The sequence below is a fragment of the Pseudoalteromonas sp. Z9A5 genome, from assembly GCF_011378875.1.
Lineage (GTDB): Bacteria > Pseudomonadota > Gammaproteobacteria > Enterobacterales > Alteromonadaceae > Pseudoalteromonas.
Window position 1 is genome coordinate 21,602 of record NZ_WTLC01000021.1, and the last position, 22,202, is coordinate 43,803.

The following is a 22,202-nucleotide window of genomic DNA, read 5'->3' on the forward strand; positions in this document are numbered from 1 at the left end:
TTTACTATCTAAGTATTTATTAAGGTAAAAACACAAATTTCATGACAAACAATGCCGTTAATATCCAGACACTAATCGTTATTTGATCTTGCTTACCACACAACACTTTAACAGCCGTATATGATATGAAACCAAGCGCAATACCGTTTGCAATCGAAAACGTTAGTGGTGTCATTAGGAGCACAACGGTAACAGGGATAGCATCTGTCATATCATCCCAATTAACAAACTTTAGGTTTTGCAGCATTAAAACCGCAACATATAAAATAGCACCCGCAGTAGCATAAGCCGGAACCATTTGCGCAAGCGGTGCAAAAAACATCATCAATAAAAAGCAAGCGCCAACAACGACAGCCGTTAAGCCCGTTCGTCCGCCCACAGACACACCAGCAACCGATTCTATATAAGATGTTGTCGTAGAAGTACCGAGCATTGCACCTGCAATAGTTGCTGTACTATCTGCGCTCAACGCACGACCTAAACGTGGCATATTGCCCTTCTCATCTGCTAATCCTGCTTTTTGTGTTACCGCAACCAACGTGCCTGAAGTATCGAATAAATCGACGAATAAAAAAGCAAAAATAACACTCAGCATTGAAACATCAAATGCCGCAGCAAAATCAAGTTGCATAAAAGTAGGTAGAATAGAAGGTGGCATATCAACTACCCCATGATATTCAACTAGCCCTAAACCTAATGCAATGCAAGTTACTGATAAAATACTAATTAAAACACCGCTTTTAAAATCACGATATAAAAGAGCCGCAATAACAAAAAAGCTAAAAATAGCGAGTAATGGCCCTGCTGATGTTATGTCTCCTAATTGAACTAAAGTTTTAGGATTAGACACAATAATACCTGCATTTTTAAGCGCAATTAATGCTAAAAATGCGCCAATTCCTGTTGCGATAGCGCGTTTTAAAACCAAGGGGATGGCATTAATAATCCATTCTCTAACTTTAAATAAGCTTAAAAATAAGAAAATACACCCAGACATAAACACAGCACCTAATGCAGCCTGCCAAGTGTGCTCTAATCCTATTACAACACCGTACGTAAAAAAGGCATTTAAGCCCATTCCTGGTGCAAGTGCTAAAGGGTAATTAGCCCATAGCCCCATAATAAAACAACCAATGGCAGCAGCAATGCAAGTAGCCACAAACGCAGCACCTTGGTCCATTCCCGCTTCAGCTAGCATCGCAGGATTAACAAATACAATATAAACCATTGTAATAAATGTAGTTACACCTGCAATACATTCACGGCGAACCGATGAACCATTTTCATTAATTTTAAATAAGGTTTCGAGCATAATAAACTTACGATAATAAAAAGTGGCAAGATTTTATCACAAAAATTATCTTTTAAAGGACATTTTCCCTTGCGGTATACTAAACTATTGAGGTAACTAAAATAATGAATGAGTATGATAAAAACAATGCCCAAAGACCAAGATTTAGAGCAACAGTTAGATAATATACTGTTTTTTGTAACGCAACCAACCGATATAAACTCAGTGCAGGTTAGCGATAACAATCAACAAAGGACGCTAAATAAAGCTCTTTATTATTTAAAGAGTAAGCAACATGCCCTTGCTGCAAAATGGATGCGTTTAGCTGCAATGTCTGGCGATCATAGAGCGCAATTTTATTTAGGAATATTGTTTATTAAAGGTCAAGGCGTACCAAAAAGTATATTTCATGCTGCAGCTTGGTTAAGCTTATCAAGCTCTCAAGAACACCAACCCGCAATTGCCGCTTTAGCTGATTTACGTAAGCATATTGAAACAAAACGCTTCAAAGACGCACAATGCTATGCTGCAAGCTTATATGAACAAATTCACCAATTACAATTTTCTGATTTAATTCCAAGGACCCCATGTACTGAATAATCATTATGAATTACCTTCATCGTATTTAGTACAAAAAACCACTGTTTAAAAAAATAATATAAGTGCGAAATTGATCTCTACAATAAACGCACTACTGTATAAATAGTTACTTTAATTTGGATGAAGTTAAAGATGCTAAAAATAAGCCTTATAAATCAAATGATAAAAAATAAAATAATGTTGAGTAACATCTAAAAATGAATGACTGTACAAATAAATAGCAAAAAACACTTGCACACAAGCACTGTATAAACTACTGTATACGCATACTGTATATACAACCAGTGAGTGAGAGACATGTTACAGCCAATTACCGTAAGAACTGTTAAAAGCTATCAGCAAGATAACAAAAGCGATTGTGTTAACTTAATTCAAATAGAGGATGAAATTTCGGCTACATTTGAGTTATTAAAAGTGCTGCACCAATATAATAGCTTGAATGCATGGACGTTATTAATTGCGCCGGATCATGTTCCTAGCAAAGCTTTACTCGACTCATGCTCAATCGATACCAGTAAGCTACTTGTTATTAGGCAAAAGCATTTAGTAAATTTAGAGTACGTATTAAACTCTGCTTTGCATAATGGTAATTTTGCAGCTGTTATTACATGGACTGATATAGTTAATAACCAACTACTTACAAGCTTATCTTTAGATTTAAGTAAAACAAATACTAAACTATATTGCTTTACAAAAAATATCAAAGTCACAGAGATACCGCTTGCCCAATAAGGTTGTTAAACTAGGGTTTTATACTTTATATTAATATTATGAACTCACTAAATTCTATAATCTGTGTTTGTGGCAGTCAGCAAAGCTATGTTGATTGCTGTGAGCCTTTTCATTTAGCAACACAACAAGCTCAAACACCTGAGCAATTAATGCGATCTCGCTACAGTGCATATGTACTTAAAAATGCAAAATATGTTTATCAAACCTACGCCAGCGAAAAACAAGCTGAAAACCCAGTTAAAGAAATTAAAGACTTTGCAGATAGTTGTCGTTTTATAAAATTAACTGTTATTGACTCCGGCTACGAAGAAAATCTGGGATTTGTAGAGTTTAAAGCGAATTATTTCTATCAAAATCTTTTTTGTGAATTAAATGAAAAGTCGGATTTTATTAAAGAAGATGGCCAATGGCGTTATCTTGATGGGGTAATACACCCTGTTGCTGATATAAAAGTGGGTAGGAACGATGATTGCCCTTGCGGCAGTGGTAAAAAATATAAAAAGTGCCATTCTGAATAAAAATGTAAGCCTTGTTGGGGTTAGTTTGAACAATAAGGTTTTATTATTTTCAACTAAATATATTTTACAAATAGATTAGCCAAGTTATTAGACTTCATTGATTTTTATATTTAAAAATAAGATGATTTTATAATATTACAAAATTTGCAATCTAGGAGAACAGTAAAAAACCTTTAGTATGCTACTAGCTCAAATTCTTAACGTTTAGGCGTGTAAAAAGCTAGCCGCCCATGAGATTACCTAAAATTAAGCACATATTTTGCATTACCTTCATTTTTAAACTAACCAAATTAAACTAACAAAACTAATCGTTATTGGTTAAAGTTTTAGATGTTTTGCTGTGATTTTTAAAAGCAAACTTGATTTCGACCCAGGTCTTTTGCTTTGTACAGCTTTTTGTCAGCTAAATCTAACGTACTTTTATTATTTCTATGTGGCTGTAATGTAGAACCGCCAATGCTAACTGTTAAAAAATTAAACTCTGAATATTTATGTAAGATCCCCAGATCAATTATATTTTTCTTAAGTTTTTCAGCAACACAAAGTGCACCTTCACTACTAGTATTAGGCAAAACAACAATGAATTCCTCACCGCCATACCTTGCAACAAAATCGCTTGGTCTTTGTAAGCTATTTGTGAGTGTTTGTGCAACCAGCCTTAAAGCATTATCGCCTTGAATATGTCCGTAAATATCGTTGTATTGTTTAAAATAATCAATATCTATAAGCAATAATGCATAATCAGATTTTTCTCGTAATGCACTTAATTCAACTTTTTTAAAGTGAGCATCAAAATACCGACGGTTAAATACTTTTGTTAAGTCATCAAAATAAACTTTTTGGCTTAATAAATCTTGCTGAAGTTTTATTGTAATATGCGCACGTACTCTTCTGAATAGAGTTTCAGGATTAATAGGCTTTTTAACAAAGTCTACTGCACCCGCCTCCCAGCAAGCTGTTTCTTGGTTTTCAAATGAGGTAACAAAAATAACAGGGATATCTTGTGATTCTGGTGTGGTTTTTAGTTTTAAGCACATTTCTATTCCACTCATACCGCCCATTGTAATATCTAATAAAATTATATCTGGTGCATTAATTTTACATACTTCGATAGCTTCTTCACCACTATTTGCAGTGATAATATTAAAGTGCTCTGCTAGTATTCTTTTTAATACAATTACACTTAACAATTGATCATCAACAATAAGTACGCTTGAGCTCTTCAAACTTAACTTTAATTCACTATCTGTATAATTTAATGGCATAAGTACAACAACTATTTAATCGCTCATCGCACATTATAATACTGATTAGAGATATGCAAATGTAAGTAATACTCTTTTCACTTTTTTCTAGTTAGTACAACACTATTAAACGAAAACAAGTTAAGCATTAAAAATCAATAACATAACCTGTAATATTAATAATTCGATAGCTAAATAACCTGAACCCAGTTAACAAAGCCACTAAAGCATTGAATCATAATGATATTTTAATTTATTCTACTCTAGTCAAAAATTTTTAATGATAATAAGGAGAATTTGCGCACCAATAGCTGGATGGCAAGTGAATTTAACGCTGTTAGCATAGAAAATAGCTGTTTGAGATAGATTCATCTATCCAGAATTCAGGTAAATAGTAAGCTAACCAAATAAACGAATATGATCTATTAACTCTAATGAAAAGTAGATGTTATCCGCAGGCACCTTACATACGAAGTCAGCGTAGGCATTCTTGGTATATAACTAAATATCAGCCACCAGTATGTTCTCAGGTTTGTTTATTGGTTAAATAAGATTCGCATTAACTCGTATAAAACAAAAAGTGTTTATTTTAAGAGATTAAATTTACAATTGCTTATTTAGCTTGTGAGTAGATAGCTTTTTGTGGTGTTTTTATAGTTTATAAATAACAGAGGGATCTGCTTATAAATACTAAATATACGCACAAAAAAGTTTTTAGGAATGCTTTAGTTTTAAATATTCGTTTTCATTTAGCCTAGTAACTTGCATATTCATTAATGCAATTAGATTCACCTCAATTTGAACAATTACCTAACTTTAAAACTTTGCACATTTTAAATGTTAGTCAATAAAAAATGGGCCTTTAAATTAAGGCCCATTTCTGAATTAATACATACTTAAAACTAAGTATTACTCATCGTCATCAAGATCTAATTGCTGACGCTGTGCAGGTCGCGCTAAAATTTCTACATAAAAAGAAGTTAAACCTTGCTTTTCAATTTCGCCAATTTGATTGCTTAACTCAGCAACGTGCACAACTTGTGCATCTTCAACTGTATTACCAAACTTACAATCGAATGCCCAATAGTCAGCATCTTCAGGCAGCGTTTTATTACGCTCTCTTTTCAAATATTTTTTCACTTCGTGCTTTGCAGCATCAACCATACGAGGGTATTTGATTTTCTCATGATTCAGCGTGAATGTTTTCTTCATTACGTTCCTAATTACCTTGATTTAATGATAACGGCATTTAATGTCATACCATTTGTACTCATTATAGCAATTGCAATAAATTTTTGGATGCTTTTTTTACACTAAATCAGTTTTTAAAAAAATTAAGGTTGTCTGCATTCGCATATAAATTGTCTAACTTGAACTTAAAGCCTTTTATAGGCTTGATCATTTAAGCGCTAGCAAGATGCAAAGGCTGGTGTAGATTCTCGTTATTAAGATTATCATAAAAAGCAGCGGCATCCATTTGTGGATTAGAGAGTTGAGTTTCAGTGCTTTTTAAACGCCTACGTACTGCAAGTTCACAATTATCAATCACATTAAGCGGGATATATGTAGCGTCATCCCTTATCGAAAGAGGCTCTGGATTTAAACAATGGTTCAATTTAATATCGCTCATGCCTGAACGCTCCCCATTCTTTACTAATAAGGATGCATTATATTGCCCTATTAACATATCAAATTTATCTGGGGCTAAAAGTTGCTTAGGAGCTGCTCCAATTTGTTTACGCAGTATATCTTCTTCAACAATTAAATTTTCAATTTCTGTTTTTGGTAAATGAAACTGACTAAAATCCAGAGCATCATGAGAAAGCATTGCAAGTAAAAGAGAAAACTCTCCTCTGCGATGTTCGTGGACACTTTTATTGAGCCGTGTGCTCAACTGCCCTTCTGTGATTAACAAATCATCGATTTGCATAGACTTTAGCCGATTGTTATAGGTTATAGATATTTATCGGCTTTATTTCATTTTTCTTTAGCTTTTTTCTTTACTTAAATACAAGTTTTGCTATTATCAGCGCCGTTGCATTGGAGGGGTTCCCGAGCGGCCAAAGGGATCAGACTGTAAATCTGACGGCTCAGCCTTCGCTGGTTCGAATCCAGCTCCCTCCACCACTTTTCTTACCGCTAAGTTAAGTGGGGCCAAATGCAATAAAATTAGTGTGGAGGGGTTCCCGAGCGGCCAAAGGGATCAGACTGTAAATCTGACGGCTCAGCCTTCGCTGGTTCGAATCCAGCTCCCTCCACCACTTTTCTACTTCTTATCTAGTAATTCATCTGTTTTATACAAACGACTTAAAATACCCATTGCAAACTACTTCCATGTATTTTTAACCATTGTGATGCTGCTTTATATTCAGGATAAAACGTTTCAACCCGTTGCCAAAATGCCTTACTGTGATTTAAATAACGCAAATGTGCTAATTCATGAACTATTACATAATCTATAATGTGATGAGGCGCACAAACAAGATGCAAATTAAACGTTAGCTCACGTTTACTATTACAACTTCCCCACTTTCGCTTATAAACTCCAATATTTAAATTCTCAGGTAATATCTCTTTCATTTGAGTGCAGTAATAAGCTAATTGCATTTCTATATAGGCAGTTAACTTCTCTTTTAAATATGCTTCCAATAACTTTTGATGCTTTTGTTGCTGATACTTAACACGAGAAGATACCGTAATTAATAATCCATCATCTAAATAAGGTTTTACTGCAGAGTCAGGACCTTGCTCAAACCGTAAATTAACTACGTCTGAAAAAAGACGTATTTGTTCTTTTTCAAAGGGGTATTGTTTGGTGTCAGTTGCATTAAGCTGCTTTCGTAACTGGGCATCTACCCACGACTTTTTTTCATGTAACCAGCTATCAATTTGATTTTTTGCCACATAACTAGGAGCATATACCGTCACTTTTTGATTGTGTACTTTAATTGCAACTGTTTTTCGTCGGGCACTTTTTTTTAGCTGGTACTCAAACACAATAACTTCTCATAAATAAATTTTATATGCTGATGCAATAATATCGTATCTACTGCGTATATTTAATACTTATATTTACATAATAAAATTGCCTCTTATTTAATAATTAGCATTGTAACCTTCTTTACTTGTAGTTTTATAACTAACGAAATCGCATTAATAATTTAAAGTTGTTTTTTATAGTTCAAAAAGCATACAGTCCCGATCTAAATATAAAAGTTAAAGCGATATTTGAGTAATAAAAGATAATTATTAGTTATAAAGTTGTTGTTTTAAGGCATTCTTGGAATTAACAGTTTATTTATTAAGAAATTACATTAAAATAAAAATATAAAGACTATATTTTGAGCCGCTATGTTATCCGCATTTTTCATTAAAGACCAAGATCCAAGCTTAATTGTGAATGGGGTTTACGATCCTGTTTTGGTATCGATGTCTGTTTTAATTGCAATATTTGCTGCATTTTTTACAACTAAGCTCATTGATTTAGCAAAAGAGACTAAATTTCCAAGTTATCAACGTATCGCTAATATAACGGCAGCAACTGTCTTTTCAGCCGGTATTTGGAGTATGCATTTTATTGGTATGCTGGCTTTTTCGTTGTGCACTAATATCAAGTATGATCCAACTATTACATTGTTATCTTTTATTCCCGCATTTTTGGCCTGCCAATATGCTGTATCAATGCTGGTAAACAGTAATGGTAATTTTAAAGTATTAGCTATCTGCTCAGTATTACTCGGCTCAGGTATAGGTACCATGCATTACAGTGGCATGGCTGCAATGGAGCTCTCCCCATTATTGCGTTACGATCCTTTAATGTTTGGGCTTTCAATTATTGTTGCAGTGGCACTGTCTTTCATTGCTTTATATTGTCGTTTCAACCTTGAAAAAATACTCCCAAATTTAACCTCTCTCCAAAACCGCTCAATTAGCGCTCTTATTCTAGGTTCAGCCGTCGCAGGCATGCACTATATGGGAATGGCAGCAACGCGTTTTGTTGCAACCTCTCCACTGCTATACGACGATGTTAATGCTACAGCAGGTCTTACTTTTGTCGCTATCGCGGTTGCCACAGCAACGGTCGCAATAACAAGTGTAGTTGCCGTTCTTAACGGCATGGTAAGATATAAAATGTTGCTGGAAGAAAAGTCGGCTGATGAGTCTCGTTTAAATGCTATTTTAGGCACCGCTATTGATGGCATTGTGACAATAGATCATAAAGGCGTGATTTTGAGCTTTAACGAATCAGCGAGTAAAATTTTTGGTTGGCGTGAAAGTGAAGTACAAAGCAAGAACATAAAAATGTTAATGGACGATACCATCGCAGCACATCACGATAGCTATCTTTCAAATGCTAAAAATGTTGACTTAGGCAAGGTCATTGGTGTTAACCGTGAAATATTAGCAAAACATAAAAAGGGTCACTTATTCCCTATTCGCTTGGGTGTAGGAGAGGTAAACCAACCAGGGCAAAACCCGTTATATGTTGGTTTTATAACTGATTTAAGTGAACAGCGAAAACTACAACGAAACATTATTGAAAAAGAACAAAAATATCGCTCTTTAATAGACAATATGCCAGGTGTCGTGTTTCGATGTAAATTTGATATTAATTGGACTATGTTATTTATAAGCCCCAGAATATTAGAATTAACGGGCTATAAATCAGAGGAATTTACTGAGCATTGCATCGAGTTTAACGATCTTGTTTTAAAAGTTGACCAACAACCTATCCTAGATGCTATTACATTAGCCATTGAAGAAAAAAGACAATATTCTATTGAATATAGAATTAGGCATAGAAATGGCAAAATTTTATGGCTTTTAGATAAAGGTAGTTTTGATTTTTCAGATAAAGCGACACCGCAATGGATTGACGGCGTACTAGTCGATATTACTGAACGAAAAGAATACGAAGCAAAATTAGAAAAAGCTAAACTCCAAGCAGAAGAAGCCGCGTTTGCAAAGCAATCTTTTATGGCTAATATGAGCCACGAAATACGTACGCCTATGAATTCAATTATTGGTTTTAGTGACTTGTTAATGGATACCCCACTAGATCAAGAACAACAAAAACATCTTATTACCGTTAATAATGCCGCACGTTCTTTGTTACGTCTACTTAATGAAATTCTTGATTCAGCAAAATTAGAGCGCGGCAAACTGACTATAGAACCAATTCACTTTAGTTTAAAACCTGTAATAGATAGTATTATTTCTACCTTTTGGCTTGAAGCTAAAAAGAAAGATCTTAACCTAACTCTCGATATTAAAGCATCTGTACATACAGCCTACTATGGTGACCCTGATCGAGTAAGACAGGTGCTTACTAATCTTATAGGTAATGCTATAAAATTTACCGAACAAGGCTCTGTAACTGTCACCGTAAGTACAACACAAAACGAGCACCTGTTTTTTGAAGTTCAAGATACGGGTATTGGTATTGCTAAGGATCGTGTAAAAGCTGTTTTTCAGCCTTTTGAACAAGCAGATGGCACAACTACACGTCGATTTGGAGGCACTGGGCTTGGTACAACGATAAGTAAGCAACTTGTTGAACTTATGGGCGGTACAATTAATCTAGTGAGTAACATAGGCAAAGGCACTTGCTTTTACTTTTCATTGCCACTAGAGGTAGGTGACGAAACTAAAATAGATTATTTTGACGGTCTACATACTCAGCTACCAGCGCTTAGAGTGTTAGTTGTTGATGATATAGAACAAAATACAGAGCTTCTTTCGTTGTTACTTTCTCGCGATCAACACATAGTAACTAAAGCGAGTAATGGGCTTGAAGCCATTGATATTTTTGAGAAACAAGATTTTGATGTTATTTTAATGGATATACATATGCCTGAATGCGACGGTATTGAGGCAACAATTAAAATACGCAAAATTGAAAAACAAAGGCAATTAAAATACACACCTATTATCGCCTTAACAGCGAGTGTGTTACAGCAAGATAAACTGACTGCAAAAAAAGCAGGTATGAACGGTTTTGCAAACAAACCAGTCGATATAAATCAACTAAACCAAGAAATTGCTCAAGTTTTAGGCCTGGGTTTAGCAAAAGAAATTGTAATATCGCAAACAGACCCTAGTGCCCAACACATTGATTTTGAAAAAGGCTTAGCTTTATGGGGCTCTAGGTGCAAACAATTAACTGAAATCACTAAATTTACTAATGACACAGACAAACGATTTGAAACTCTATTAAACGAACCGTTATCTGATATAAAAGATATTGATAGTTTAATTCATACCCTGAAAGGTGTTGCTGGAAATCTAGGTCTTAGTACTTTAATGAAGCTATTAGCCAGTTTAGAACAAGCAACCGATGCTAATATTGATGGTATTTTATCGGCAATAAAAAATGAGCTTGCCGTCATAACTAAGTTACTAGCAAGTAGTGTGTGTAAAAAACCAGATAATACAGTTGAAGAGACCGATACATTATCAATAACTGAAATAAAAGCACTTTGTGAGCAACTTTACCAAGATGCCAAAAATGCTGAACTTAATGATGATCTACTTACTCAATTACAACGTAACCCTGCATCACAATTTAAAGAAAATATAGCTGATATAGCAGACGCATTTGATGAGTTCGATTTCGATGCCGCAGAAGTGAAATTAGAAACTTTACTTGAAAAATTAACACATGAATGAGTATTAATTAATGGATTTTTCTTCCGATAGGCCACGTATATTAATTGTTGACGATGAGCCAGCAAATCTAAAAGTAATGCGAGAAGTGTTAGGTAATCAATATCGAATGTCTTTTGCTAAATCAGGAGATGCAGCCCTTGCTTTGCTAGAAAAAGATCTGCCACAGCTCATTTTACTCGATATTATGATGCCAGATATGAATGGCTTTGAAGTATGTCAATTAGTAAAAAGCAATCCAAAAACATCTCATATTCCAGTTGTTTTTGTAACCGCCTTAGGTGATGAAAGTGATGAATTTAAAGGTTTTGAGCTTGGTGCTGTAGATTATATTACTAAGCCTATTAGTCCTGCAATTGTAAGAGCAAGGGTTAAAACACATCTTTCACTTGTGCAAGCTGAACAACTAAAACAAGCCCATGTAGATTTAGTACAGCGATTAGGGCGCGCTGCAGAGTATAAAGATACCGATACGGGTGAGCATATTGTTCGAATGAGCCAATATTGCAAAGTACTTGCATTAGCATTAGGTATGCCAGAGCATCAGGCTGAATTATTACGCCAAGCCGCCCCTATGCACGATGTTGGTAAAATAGGTATTCCAGATGCTATTTTATTAAAGCCTGGACGACTAACAAGCGAAGAATTTGATCATATGAAAAAGCATGCTGTTATAGGTGCGCAAATTTTAGCTAATTCATCATCTCCTTTATTGCAACTTGCTCATAAGCTGGCAATTGAACATCATGAAAAGTGGGATGGTACCGGCTACCCTAATGGGCTAAAAGCTGAAGAAATATCAATAGAAGGTCGAATCGTTGCTATAGCAGACGTATTCGATGCACTTACATCTAAACGCCCTTACAAAGAAGCTTGGAGTGTTGAAGAAACAGTTTCACATATGCAAAAACAAGCCGGAATTCATTTCGACTCTGCTCTAATGGAACTATTTATCAGTAAGTTAGACGATATTCTTGCTATAAAGAATGCAAATCAAGGAAGTTAATCTTTCTTAGCTGAATGAGACCCTAAGCTAACTTTTGGAAAATAAGATTTAATATAAGTGTAGTCGTGAGAAGTAATCTCATGGCTATTGCCGCTTTCATCTTTAAAGTACATAGAAAATGTTACACCATGATCTGCTAAAATTGCTTTTATATTTAAACACTCAAAATGTGAAAGCCACTGTATAAACTGCTCGCCAGTTGCCAAAAATGCAATCCCTTTACTGCATCCCTCTCCTTCAAAAAGTGCTAAACGAGTTGTTAAACTAGCATCTTCAAGAGTTAAAGGTCCTTGCCCACTCTCATTCCAAAAGGCAAGCTCGGTTACTACGCTAAAACCTAAAACATGTTCATACCACTTAACGGCATTAGCTAAGTTATCAACATTTAAATGACAATGATCGATACCAGATAATGTAGGTGTGTTTGTATTATTCACATTACTCACCAATTTCTGACTTTAATTGTTCTAAAAATTCGTGCATGTACGTTGTACGTCTTTTAGCTTCATCTTTAGCTGATGGCGTATTCATGCTATCGGCAATATGTAATAACTTTATAAAAAAATGATCAAGCGTGTATTTCTTATCATCGGCTTCACGTTCAATACAAAAAGGGTCTTCTGGATTATACAATAACCGAGAAATTGAGCCACCAACCTTCATGCACCTGCTCACCCCAATAGCGCCCAATGCATCCATTCTGTCGGCATCTTGTACTATTTGCGCTTCAACAGTTTTAATTTTTATATTGGCGCTGAAGCTATGTGCTGCAATTGCATGATGAATCTCATCAAAAAGTGATTCGTCATAATTAACAGATTTTAAAAACTCTAGTGCTTTATCTGCAGCCATAGTAGAAGCTTTTGCACGATCGGGATGATTTTTAGCTACGGCTACACAGTCGTGCATCCACGCTGCCGGTAACACTACCGACATGTTTGCCTGCTCTGCATTACACAATTGTATTGCAACGCGCACCACTCGCTCTATGTGTGTAATGTCGTGAGCTACATCGGCATGCACCAAAGAGGTTATAAATTTTCTACATTGTGAATTAAGCATTTCTAAATCGGGGCTTAAAATGGCGTCAGGCACTAATAGGTTCCAAAAGCTAATGAATCGATGAATTACCCGTACTTTACCGTGCTTTATGCCCCTCTTGCAAAACATTCATTGTATGTTGCTCGTTGCTTGACTAAAATACAGCGCTTATTTATTACTACTGAGAAGCCCTATGTCATCTGCCGTTTACCTACAAGCTGGTCGCGATAAATCATTAAAAAGAAAACACCCTTGGTTATTTTCAAAAGCCATCAAAAAAATTAAAGGTAAACCAGGATTAGGCGACACAGTAACGATTCATGACAGTGAAGGTAAGTTTTTAGCAACAGCCGCTTACAGCCCTCATTCACAAATTCGTGCTCGTGTTTGGAGCTTTGACGAGAAAGAAGTAATCGATCAAAACTTTTTTGAACGCCGTTTACGCCGCTCATTAGAAGCACGTAGCCAAGTAATTGAAGAAGGCGGGTTAACAGGCTTTAGATTATGTGCTGCGGAATCTGATTACCTACCTGGCGTTACAATCGACAAGTTTGATAACGTATTAGTGTGTCAGCTATTAAGTGCTGGTGCTGAGCGTCATAAAGGCGAAATTGTAGGCGCACTAATGTCTATTTTCCCTGGATGTAGTATTTATGAGCGCTCTGACGTAGAAGTACGTAACAAAGAAGGCTTAGAGCCAATTAAGGGTGCACTTTGGGGTAATGAACCAACACAGCCAGTACTTATTGATGAAAATGGTTTTAAAATTGAAGTCGATATAATTAATGGTCATAAAACAGGATTTTATTTAGACCAACGCGATAGTCGTGCTGCACTTGAACGCTTTTCAAAAGGTAAAACCGTACTTAACTGCTTTAGCTACACAGGTACATTTTCATTATACGCTTTGCGTGGTGGATGTGAGCATGTAACTAATGTAGATGTATCTCAACCTGCTTTAGATACAGCAAAGCGTAACGTTGAGCATAATAACTTAGATTTAGATAAAGTTGATTTTGTTAAACAGGATGTATTTAAGTTACTACGCCAATACCGCGATGAAGGCAGACAGTTTGATACTATAGTGATGGATCCACCTAAATTTGCTGATAATAAAGCACAGCTAACAGGTGCATGTCGTGGTTATAAAGATATCAACATGATTGCCATGCAAATACTTAAACCAGGTGGAACGCTATTAACGTTTTCATGTTCTGGTTTGATGGAACAAAATTTATTTCAAAAAGTAGTCGCTGATGCAGCACTTGATGCGGGTAAAGACCTACTTATAATGGAGCGCTTGAATCAAGCTGCCGATCACCCTATCGCGGGTAGTTACCCTGAAGGCTTTTACTTAAAAGGCTTAATCTGTAAGGTATATTAATAACTAATGATTCAATTTAATTAGTTAAACTGAATGATTTCAAGCCCTGCGGTTATAGTGCCATCATCTTCTTTGCTGGCACGTATTACTTTAGCCGTTGCCTTTAAAGGGGCAATACTTGGATGAGTAGACGCTATATCAACAGATAAAATAGTGTTTGGTTCGAGTAAATCATCTAAATGCAGCGACAACCCCGTCGCACTTAAATCTGTACACTCTGCTGTATAGTTTAAACCCGCAACAGGTTCTATTGTTGTTAAATTTGCAGGCGTATTCACCTGCATACGTCTAAAGTTTCGTTTGTCGTCTGTAAACATATTACCCTCTACACAATCGTATTAATTTGCTCTAGTAATACACCCATAGAAAAAGGCTTTACTACATAAGCATCACATCCGGCATCAAATCCAGCTTGTTTTTCAAGTGGCGATTCAAGTCCTGAAACCATAACAACGGGAATATTTTTTGTTTCTGGGGTATGTTTAAGCATTCGACATGTATCATAACCATCAAGCCCTGGCATACATACATCGAGTAATATAATGTCCGGAGGATTAGCAATTGCCGATGCAAGGCAACTTTGCCCAGAGTCAGCGTAGCTAACCTCAAACTTTGATGCTAGCCCAGCTTTGAGTATCTCGTAATTAAAATACTCATCGTCTACCACTAACAAATGTTGTCTTCTCGTTTCATTCAATGAGGACATGTGTATGCCGTTTCCTTCTCATAACAAAAAATAAATCCTTCTATTAAGGTACTAAGCTTAATAGAAAATGCAAGTTTTATTCAATTTCTTTTATCGCATTTAATACACGTTTAGCAGAAATTGGATAAGGCGTACCTAACGTTTGTGCGAATAATGATACTCTTAGCTCTTGCTGCATCCAAAAAATAGCTTCTACTTCTGGTGGATGAGGCATACCTTTTGGTGTTTTATTCGCTAATTTTTTATACTCTAATGCTACTTTATCTAGCTCAAGTACACATAGCCTATCTTTGTTAGGGTCTACAGGCAGTTTTTCTAAACGCTTTTGAATCGCTTTTAAATAACGAATTAAATCCCCTAGTTTCATTGCACCATGTTGGCTAACAAAACCTTTAAAAATGAGTGATTCCAGTTGAGATTTAATGTCGCCATGCGCGGTTATCATAGTTAAATCAACTCGCCCTTTCATTTTTTTATGTAAAACATGGGCAATACTTAAAACTTGTTCAACTTGGACTGCAATTTCTACAACAGCATCACCTAACTCACCGCGTATATGCTCTTTTACATTTTCAAATGCATCACTGGTACGAATATCCCCGTACTTAACTAACAGGCTATCTACGCCAGAAGCTATACAATCATCAATTAGATCAGCTATTTTACCAAACGGATTAAAATACAAACCAAGCTTAGCTTTGTTTGGTAAATTTTGCTGTAAATATTTAATTGGCGATGGCACATTTAACAATACTAAGCGGCGCAAACCTTGTTGGTGCGATACTTGTGCTTTAACTTCGTTATCAAAAAGCTCAACTGCAGCACTTGATTTTTTATCCACCAGCGCAGGGTAAGCCTTTATTTCATACTGCCCTTGCTTTTTAACATACGAGCTAGGTAACTCGCCAAAATCCCATTGTGTTAAATCTACTTTTTCTATGCCTTTATCGGCTACTTTAGATAACGTTTGAGTCACTTCGCCTTGTAACTCAGCTTTAAGCTTAGCTAAATCAAGCCCGCGTGCGAGTAATTTATCGTTATCATCACGTACTTCAAACTGAAAACGTAAATGCGGTGCAAGCGCGCTCAAATCCCATGCCTCTGGGTCTACTCGCACGCCGGTCATTCTTAGCAAGCGATTGCTCAATGACTCAATTAAATTACCTTGCATTGGTTCTATTGCAGCAAGTACAGCATCTGCATAATTAGGCGCTGGTACAAAGTTACGACGAAGTGATTTAGGCAGCGATTTAATTAGTCCACTTATCAACTCATGTCTAAACGCTGGTATATGCCAATCAAAACCAATCTCTTGAACTTGGTTTAGCAAGGCAACCGGAATTTGTACAGCAACACCATCAACTGCTTGTCCAGGATCAAAATGATAAGCAAGCGGTAAAATTAAATTATCTTGTTGCCATGTATCAGGGTAATCAAACTCTGTAATACTATTTGCACCGTGCTGCATTAACTCTTCGCGGGTCATGTGCAAATAGTGCTTATTTTGCTGTTTTTGGGTTTTATACCATTTTACAAATGCAGCACGATTATTGATCTCTTTTGGAATCTTTTTATCGTAAAACTCAAATAATGTTTGCTCATCAACTAAAATATCGCGACGACGCGATTTATTTTCAAGAACTTGAATATCTTCAATTAATTCACGATTAAACTGTAAAAAGCTTTCATTTAAACCGAGATCTTGTTCTACCAGTGCAGTACGAACAAACAGCTCTCTACTTACTTTAGGGTCGATGTTGCTATAAATACATCGGCGCTTATTAACGACTAGTAAACCGTAAAGTGTTTGTTGTTCAAACGCGATTACTGCACCAGGCTTTTTCTCCCAATGAGGTTCTGTATAACTACGCTTAACCAAGTGCTGAGCTAAAGGTTCAACCCAGTTAATATCAATTTTAGCGTTAATACGTGCGTATAATTTACTTGTTTCTACAAGCTCCGCCGACATCATCCATTTAGGGCTTTTCTTAAATAATCCCGAACCCGGAAATATATAAAACAGGCTATTACGTGCACCTTTATAAACTTGTTTTTCATCTTTAAAGCCAATATGACTTAGCATACCGCTCAATAACGCTTTGTGGATAAGTTCGCCATCAGCCGCTTGGCTGGTTGCTTTCATACCCATTTCGTTGCATACAGTACTTATTTGATAAACAATATCTTGCCACTCACGCAAACGCATATACGCTAAAAAATCTTTTTGACACAACTTTCTAAACTGACCATTAGTCAGATCACTTTGCTGCTCTTCTAAGTAATTCCATAGATTTAAAAAAGCGATAAAATCTGAATCTGGGTCATCAAAGCGTCCGTGTTTTTCATTTGCAGCGGCACGTTTTTCTTGAGGTCGCTCACGGGGATCTTGAATCGAAAGCGCAGCAACAATTATAATAACTTCTCGTAGTGCGCCAAGCTTATGCGCTGTTAACACCATTTTAGCTAAACGAGGGTCAACGGGTAATCGGCTAAGCTCTCTACCCGATTGCGTTAAACTCGTTTTGCTATCTCGCTGCGCAGGTTTTACTGCTTGTAGTTCTTCGAGCAGCATTAAACCATCGTTAATATTACGGCTATCTGGGGCTTGCACAAACGGAAACTGTGCCATATCACCAAGCCCAAGTGCTAACATTTGTAAAATTACAGAGGCTAAATTGGTACGTAGTATTTCGGGATCTGTAAATTCAGGTCGCGATATAAAGTCATCCTCAGCGTATAAACGGATACAAATACCCGCTTCAACACGCCCACAACGACCCATACGCTGATTAGCACTTGCTTGTGATATAGGTTCTATTGGTAAACGCTGAACTTTTGTACGGTAGCTATAACGGCTTATACGCGCAGTTCCTGGGTCTATTACATAACGAATACCCGGCACGGTTAATGATGTTTCGGCTACGTTTGTCGATAAAATAATATGGCGACGAGAATGCGGTGCAAATATACGGTTTTGCTCTGCGTTCGATAAACGAGAATAAAGCGGCAATACGTCGGTGTGTTTTAAATTACGCTTGCTGAGTGCATCAGCTGTATCGCGTATTTCACGCTCACCATTTAAAAAGATCAGTATATCGCCAGGACCTTCAGCACAAAGCTCGTCAACCGCATCAAAAATACCTTGCAGTTGATCGCCTTCTGCTTCCATATCATCTTTATTAATGTCGGTAATCGGGTTATAACGCACATCAACAGGGAAAGTACGTCCCGACACTTCAATAATTGGCGCATCGTCAAAATGTTTAGAAAAGCGCTCAGGGTCAATGGTTGCAGAGGTAATGATTATTTTTAAATCAGGGCGTTTAGGAAGTAGGTTTTTTAAATAACCTAAAATAAAGTCAATATTTAAACTACGTTCATGCGCTTCATCAATAATAATAGTATCGTATTGATTTAAAAAACGATCTTGCTGAATTTCTGCCAGTAAAATACCGTCGGTCATTAATTTAACGTAAGTATTATTTGAAACCTGATCGCTAAAACGAATTTTAAAGCCAACTTGCTGACCAAGTTCACACTTCATTTCTTCTGCGATACGATTGGCAACTGTACGTGCAGCTAATCGACGTGGTTGAGTATGACCAATTAAGCCATCAACACCTCGACCAAGCTCTAAACACATTTTAGGGATTTGCGTGGTTTTCCCTGAGCCCGTTTCGCCGGCAATAATAACCACTTGGTTATTTGCTATAGCGTTTTTAATCACATCCTTTTTTTGACTTACTGGCAATTGCTCTGGGTAAGTCACCTTAGGAAGATTAGCTAAACGTTTATCACGAAACTCTTGGCTACGGGTAATATCAGCCGCTATTTTTTCAAGCGCGTGTGCATGTTTGCTTTCATCTGTTATTTTTTTTACGCCATGTAAGCGTTTTTTGAAAATGAATTGATCTTTTTTTAAGCACGTTTTTAGTTCGCCAAACAGCTGACCTAGGTTTACCACCCGCATACCTTACAAAATTAGTAAAAGAGTCGTAATTATATCAAATTAAATGGCTGGGGTTAATCCTACAAAACGTATAACAACCACACGTTTATTATATAAAAGGATTAGTTACTCACTTAAACCAATTATTCATCGTTAAAAATGCCCACATAGGTTGCTTGCGTGTTCGATTTGCTCGCGCGATACATTCCAGAAGTATTAAACGGCAAACTAATATTACCTTTAGTATCAATAATAATAACGCCACCAGTACCGCCAATCGGTTTAAGTACGCCGTTTATAACATCATTCCCCGCATCAGCAATGGTTTTACCCTGATACTTAACACGTGCACAAATATCACTGGCTACATTGTAACGAATAAAATACTCGCCATGCCCAGTTGCCGATACAGCACACGATTCATTCTCAGCAAATGTACCGGCGCCAATTACTGGTGCATCACCAACACGACCATAACGTTTTGCCGTCATACCTCCCGTTGATGTACCTGCCGCTAAATTACCATTTTTATCCAACGCTACAGCGCCAACAGTACCCATTTTATAATTATTAGGTAACGCCTTATGTGCGGCTTGATACGCTTTGCTGGTTGCTTTCGCTTTATCTAATTTTTGTTTTGCTTTTATCAGCGCTTCATAACGATGGGGTGTATCAAATAAGTTATTTTCAATTAACGTTACGCCTTGCTCTTTAGCAAACTCCTCAGCCCCTTGACCACTTAGCATTACATGTACAGAATTTTCCATTACTAAACGCGCTAAATTAATTGGGCTCTCTATATGCTTTACACCTGCCACTGCACCTGCTTGGCGATTTCGTCCATCCATAATTGACGCGTCGAGTTCATGGCTTCCTTCATAAGTATATACCGCACCACGACCAGCATTAAAATAAGGCGACTGTTCCAGCACTTCAATAGCCGCTGTAACCGCATCTAAACTTTCACCACCAAGTTCAAGTACTTTGTAACCAGTTTCAACGGCTTCACTTAGTTTATCTCGGTAAAGTTGCTCTTGCTCTGGTGTAAACCGTGCTTTTTCGATTGTGCCAGCCCCACCATGAATCGCAATAGCAAAAGGAGTCTCCACGCTTAACGCATCATTACTTAACGTTAAACAGCTGCTGGCAGTAATTGCAAATAATAATTTTTTCATAGTGGACTCTCAGGGTTTATAGGCTATTTATACAATTTGAATTGTTGTGGCTAAAATTTCAACTAAAGTGAGTTTAATGACATAAAAAAAGCGCCCTAAGGCGCTTTTTAAATTTAACGTGTTTTTAATTAAGCTTGTTTAGCTTTTAAACGCGCTAAACGTGCTACTTGGTGTGTAGACGTTAGGAAAGAATAAATTGGTGCTAAATAACCGCGTTTACGAAGTTCTAAGAAGTCTGCATCGCTTAAGCTATTTAATTTTTTCTCATCGATAAGGTAAATACCGTTGATGTCTTTTTTCTCGCCTTTAATATCTACTGTTAGCGTTTGTGCTACTAGTAACTCTTTATCAGCAAGGAATTTAGTGAACGCGTCAGTCACTTGAGAAAACTCAATGAACGATACTAGCGCTTCTTTACGACGTTTAAGGTAATCAGTTTCTTCGCCGTTTTCAAACAACGCGTTACCTTCTTCTTTACCTACAAGTGAACTGCCTTCATCAAGCACAATACCAAATTGATCTTGGTCAGGGTGTTTAACAAGACCTAATGGGTAACGAGTAGACGCCATTGGTGCAAATGCAGCTGTCCATTTACCATCTTCAACAAAAAGGTTTTCGCCTGGCTCAAGACCAAACATAGCAACGGCTTGATAAGTATCATTTTCGTTATTTTTAACGAATGACATTGGAAACTCGTTTGCTACACGTGCAAACTCATGTGCAACTACTGGCACTAAATGTTGAGTTTTCATAAATTCTACGTTGATGCCATTTTTAATTTTAATGTCGGCATGTTTTTCGTTGTGTAAAGGCTGTACTTGTTGCTCCGCCATGATACTGCTCCGTTTATTTTTAAATTATATAATTCATTGTTAATACCTTTAGGCTAATGCTTTTGAAACCAAAAAGGAAGGGAAACTTTTATGACAACCGTCATGAAAAAATAAAATTTAAATAAATCTGTACGTTGCCAAAAAACATACAAGTAATAAAATTAAAATGTGCTTAAAAATAATACGTTACATGGCTAATACCTATACAGACCCAGCGTTTTAATTAACAAAAGTTAACACTTAAAATATTATTTCTTTGTTTTTAGCGAGTGATATTTAAGCAAACAAAAAGGCAGCTAAAATTAGCTGCCTTTTCTAAATGTACATTAAACGTCTAATTTTTAAATTAAGGCGCCCAATACACTTCAATATTTATACTTGGGTGATTAAGTACAGCGCGTAATGGCATGTCGTTTACATTACCATCCGCTCTAGCTTGTTTGTAAACAGCGAGCTTTTCTTCACCGCTAATTAAAAGCTTAACGACTTTTGATTGTGCAATCGCATTTAAGGTCAGGCTCATTCGCTCTGTAATACTTCCTGTAACATCACTTTGTATTGCATTAATAGCGCATACAAGGTTCTCGGTCGTTAAACCGTTCTCTAAACCTTCAGCATTAGGAAAAAGCGACGCAGTGTGTCCATCAGGACCCATACCTAAAATAGTTACATCAAACGGGCGTTTTAATGCACCAAACGCATTTTCACATACATTGGTACCTTGCTCTGCTGTTTGTGCTTCATTTTTCATAGTAATGAAATTTGCAGCAGCACCATGATTTTGAAGTAATGTGCTTTTTATAAAAGCTTCGTTACTTTTTTCGTGAGTTGGCTCTACCCAGCGCTCATCAACCATTGCAACATCAACATTTTGCCAATCTAAATCAAGCGTCGATAAATGTTTATATGCAGGTGCTGGCGACGAGCCGCCAGATACCATTAATACAGCACGTCCATCATTTGCTATACCATCACGTAAAGATTGCTCTAGCGTGGCAGAAAGCTCTGCTGTTAGTTCGTCTTTACTGTTAAAAAACTTTTCAACTAGTGTCGCCAT

At 36.6% G+C, this 22,202-nt stretch carries 19 protein-coding genes and 2 tRNA genes; 8 read left to right on the forward strand and 13 right to left on the reverse strand.

The window, feature by feature from the left end:
* Positions 1-19: 19 nt before the first annotated feature.
* A complete protein-coding gene (locus GQR56_RS12065) occupies positions 20-1,312 on the reverse strand; it encodes an NCS2 family permease (protein ID WP_166111767.1) in 1,293 nt (430 codons plus the stop codon).
* Positions 1,313-1,426: 114 nt separating this feature from the next.
* Between GQR56_RS12065 and GQR56_RS12070 the strand changes: the two genes are divergently transcribed.
* The 3 genes from GQR56_RS12070 (at position 1,427) to GQR56_RS12080 (ending at position 3,141) form a co-directional block, all read left to right on the forward strand.
* Complete coding sequence (locus GQR56_RS12070; protein ID WP_166111770.1) at positions 1,427-1,891, forward strand: sel1 repeat family protein; 465 nt, start codon at positions 1,427-1,429, stop codon at positions 1,889-1,891.
* Positions 1,892-2,188: 297 nt separating this feature from the next.
* On the forward strand, positions 2,189-2,623 hold the full coding sequence (locus tag GQR56_RS12075; RefSeq protein WP_024611562.1) for a SulA-like leucine-rich domain-containing protein: 435 nt from the start codon (positions 2,189-2,191) through the stop codon (positions 2,621-2,623).
* A 38-nt stretch (positions 2,624-2,661) separates the two neighbouring features.
* Positions 2,662-3,141 (forward strand): YchJ family protein, encoded by a 480-nt coding sequence (locus GQR56_RS12080; RefSeq protein WP_024611563.1) that lies wholly within the window; start codon positions 2,662-2,664, stop codon positions 3,139-3,141.
* Between the two features lie 347 nt (positions 3,142-3,488).
* Here the strand turns inward: GQR56_RS12080 and GQR56_RS12085 are convergent, their stop codons facing one another.
* The 3 genes from GQR56_RS12085 to GQR56_RS12095 all read right to left on the reverse strand — a co-directional run bounded on the left by GQR56_RS12085 (position 3,489) and on the right by GQR56_RS12095 (position 6,315).
* Positions 3,489-4,406 (reverse strand): diguanylate cyclase, encoded by a 918-nt coding sequence (locus GQR56_RS12085; protein ID WP_166111773.1) that lies wholly within the window; start codon positions 4,404-4,406, stop codon positions 3,489-3,491.
* Positions 4,407-5,294: 888 nt separating this feature from the next.
* Positions 5,295-5,597 carry a DUF6172 family protein gene (locus GQR56_RS12090; RefSeq protein ID WP_024611565.1) on the reverse strand — a complete coding sequence of 101 codons (303 nt, stop codon included), beginning with the start codon at positions 5,595-5,597 and terminating at the stop codon, positions 5,295-5,297.
* A 190-nt stretch (positions 5,598-5,787) separates the two neighbouring features.
* The gene (locus GQR56_RS12095) at positions 5,788-6,315 is read right to left on the reverse strand and encodes a VC2046/SO_2500 family protein (RefSeq protein ID WP_166111776.1); all 528 of its coding nucleotides are present in this window, start codon (positions 6,313-6,315) and stop codon (positions 5,788-5,790) included.
* 112 nt (positions 6,316-6,427) lie between these two features.
* On the opposite strand from GQR56_RS12095, the gene GQR56_RS12100 reads away from it, so the two are divergent.
* A tRNA-Tyr gene (locus GQR56_RS12100) sits at positions 6,428-6,512 on the forward strand.
* 49 nt (positions 6,513-6,561) lie between these two features.
* Positions 6,562-6,646: transfer RNA gene (locus GQR56_RS12105), tRNA-Tyr, on the forward strand.
* Between the two features lie 46 nt (positions 6,647-6,692).
* On the opposite strand, the gene GQR56_RS12110 is transcribed toward GQR56_RS12105, so the two are convergent.
* Entirely contained in the window at positions 6,693-7,382 is a 690-nt protein-coding gene (locus GQR56_RS12110; RefSeq protein ID WP_166111779.1) for a SprT family zinc-dependent metalloprotease, read from the reverse strand.
* A gap of 354 nt (positions 7,383-7,736) precedes the next feature.
* Here GQR56_RS12110 and GQR56_RS12115 point away from each other — a divergent pair, with 354 nt between their 5' ends.
* Both GQR56_RS12115 and GQR56_RS12120 read left to right on the forward strand, forming a co-directional pair.
* Complete coding sequence (locus tag GQR56_RS12115; protein WP_166111782.1) at positions 7,737-11,054, forward strand: MHYT domain-containing protein; 3,318 nt, start codon at positions 7,737-7,739, stop codon at positions 11,052-11,054.
* Between the two features lie 10 nt (positions 11,055-11,064).
* Positions 11,065-12,057: a two-component system response regulator gene (locus tag GQR56_RS12120; protein ID WP_166111785.1), complete on the forward strand. Its 993-nt coding sequence runs from the start codon at positions 11,065-11,067 to the stop codon at positions 12,055-12,057.
* On the opposite strand, the gene GQR56_RS12125 is transcribed toward GQR56_RS12120, so the two are convergent.
* A complete protein-coding gene (locus GQR56_RS12125; RefSeq protein ID WP_024611570.1) occupies positions 12,054-12,494 on the reverse strand; it encodes a VOC family protein in 441 nt (146 codons plus the stop codon). The two genes, GQR56_RS12120 and GQR56_RS12125, sit on opposite strands and share 4 nt — an antisense overlap.
* A gap of 1 nt (position 12,495) precedes the next feature.
* Entirely contained in the window at positions 12,496-13,152 is a 657-nt protein-coding gene (locus tag GQR56_RS12130; protein ID WP_166111788.1) for an HD domain-containing protein, read from the reverse strand.
* A 139-nt stretch (positions 13,153-13,291) separates the two neighbouring features.
* Between GQR56_RS12130 and GQR56_RS12135 the strand changes: the two genes are divergently transcribed.
* On the forward strand, positions 13,292-14,482 hold the full coding sequence (locus tag GQR56_RS12135; protein WP_024611572.1) for a class I SAM-dependent methyltransferase: 1,191 nt from the start codon (positions 13,292-13,294) through the stop codon (positions 14,480-14,482).
* Positions 14,483-14,502: 20 nt separating this feature from the next.
* Here the strand turns inward: GQR56_RS12135 and GQR56_RS12140 are convergent, their stop codons facing one another.
* The 6 genes from GQR56_RS12140 to pgl all read right to left on the reverse strand — a co-directional run bounded on the left by GQR56_RS12140 (position 14,503) and on the right by pgl (position 22,202).
* Entirely contained in the window at positions 14,503-14,799 is a 297-nt protein-coding gene (locus GQR56_RS12140; RefSeq protein WP_024611573.1) for a PilZ domain-containing protein, read from the reverse strand.
* Positions 14,800-14,807: 8 nt separating this feature from the next.
* Positions 14,808-15,188, reverse strand: a complete 381-nt coding sequence (locus GQR56_RS12145; protein ID WP_024611574.1) for a response regulator — start codon at positions 15,186-15,188, stop codon at positions 14,808-14,810.
* Positions 15,189-15,264: 76 nt separating this feature from the next.
* Positions 15,265-19,152, reverse strand: a complete 3,888-nt coding sequence (hrpA, locus tag GQR56_RS12150) for an ATP-dependent RNA helicase HrpA (RefSeq protein WP_346775766.1) — start codon at positions 19,150-19,152, stop codon at positions 15,265-15,267.
* 128 nt (positions 19,153-19,280) lie between these two features.
* Complete coding sequence (locus GQR56_RS12155) at positions 19,281-20,312, reverse strand: isoaspartyl peptidase/L-asparaginase (RefSeq protein WP_166111795.1); 1,032 nt, start codon at positions 20,310-20,312, stop codon at positions 19,281-19,283.
* A 128-nt stretch (positions 20,313-20,440) separates the two neighbouring features.
* Entirely contained in the window at positions 20,441-21,145 is a 705-nt protein-coding gene (locus GQR56_RS12160; RefSeq protein ID WP_024612935.1) for a SapC family protein, read from the reverse strand.
* A gap of 346 nt (positions 21,146-21,491) precedes the next feature.
* Positions 21,492-22,202: a 6-phosphogluconolactonase gene (gene pgl / locus GQR56_RS12165; protein ID WP_024612936.1), complete on the reverse strand. Its 711-nt coding sequence runs from the start codon at positions 22,200-22,202 to the stop codon at positions 21,492-21,494.

Excerpts from the sequence above, each read along its gene's own strand:
- GQR56_RS12065 (WP_166111767.1), bottom strand. The coding sequence starts at position 1,312 with ATGCTCGAAACCTTATTTAAAATTAATGAAAATGGTTCATCGGTTCGC.
- GQR56_RS12070 (WP_166111770.1), top strand. The coding sequence starts at position 1,427 with ATGATAAAAACAATGCCCAAAGACCAAGATTTAGAGCAACAGTTAGAT.
- GQR56_RS12075 (WP_024611562.1), top strand. The coding sequence starts at position 2,189 with ATGTTACAGCCAATTACCGTAAGAACTGTTAAAAGCTATCAGCAAGAT.
- GQR56_RS12080 (WP_024611563.1), top strand. The coding sequence starts at position 2,662 with ATGAACTCACTAAATTCTATAATCTGTGTTTGTGGCAGTCAGCAAAGC.
- GQR56_RS12085 (WP_166111773.1), bottom strand. The coding sequence starts at position 4,406 with ATGCCATTAAATTATACAGATAGTGAATTAAAGTTAAGTTTGAAGAGC.
- GQR56_RS12090 (WP_024611565.1), bottom strand. The coding sequence starts at position 5,597 with ATGAAGAAAACATTCACGCTGAATCATGAGAAAATCAAATACCCTCGT.
- GQR56_RS12095 (WP_166111776.1), bottom strand. The coding sequence starts at position 6,315 with ATGCAAATCGATGATTTGTTAATCACAGAAGGGCAGTTGAGCACACGG.
- GQR56_RS12115 (WP_166111782.1), top strand. The coding sequence starts at position 7,737 with ATGTTATCCGCATTTTTCATTAAAGACCAAGATCCAAGCTTAATTGTG.
- GQR56_RS12120 (WP_166111785.1), top strand. The coding sequence starts at position 11,065 with ATGGATTTTTCTTCCGATAGGCCACGTATATTAATTGTTGACGATGAG.
- GQR56_RS12135 (WP_024611572.1), top strand. The coding sequence starts at position 13,292 with ATGTCATCTGCCGTTTACCTACAAGCTGGTCGCGATAAATCATTAAAA.
- GQR56_RS12140 (WP_024611573.1), bottom strand. The coding sequence starts at position 14,799 with ATGTTTACAGACGACAAACGAAACTTTAGACGTATGCAGGTGAATACG.
- GQR56_RS12145 (WP_024611574.1), bottom strand. The coding sequence starts at position 15,188 with ATGTCCTCATTGAATGAAACGAGAAGACAACATTTGTTAGTGGTAGAC.
- GQR56_RS12155 (WP_166111795.1), bottom strand. The coding sequence starts at position 20,312 with ATGAAAAAATTATTATTTGCAATTACTGCCAGCAGCTGTTTAACGTTA.
- GQR56_RS12160 (WP_024612935.1), bottom strand. The coding sequence starts at position 21,145 with ATGGCGGAGCAACAAGTACAGCCTTTACACAACGAAAAACATGCCGAC.
- pgl (WP_024612936.1), bottom strand. The coding sequence starts at position 22,202 with ATGGCGACACTAGTTGAAAAGTTTTTTAACAGTAAAGACGAACTAACA.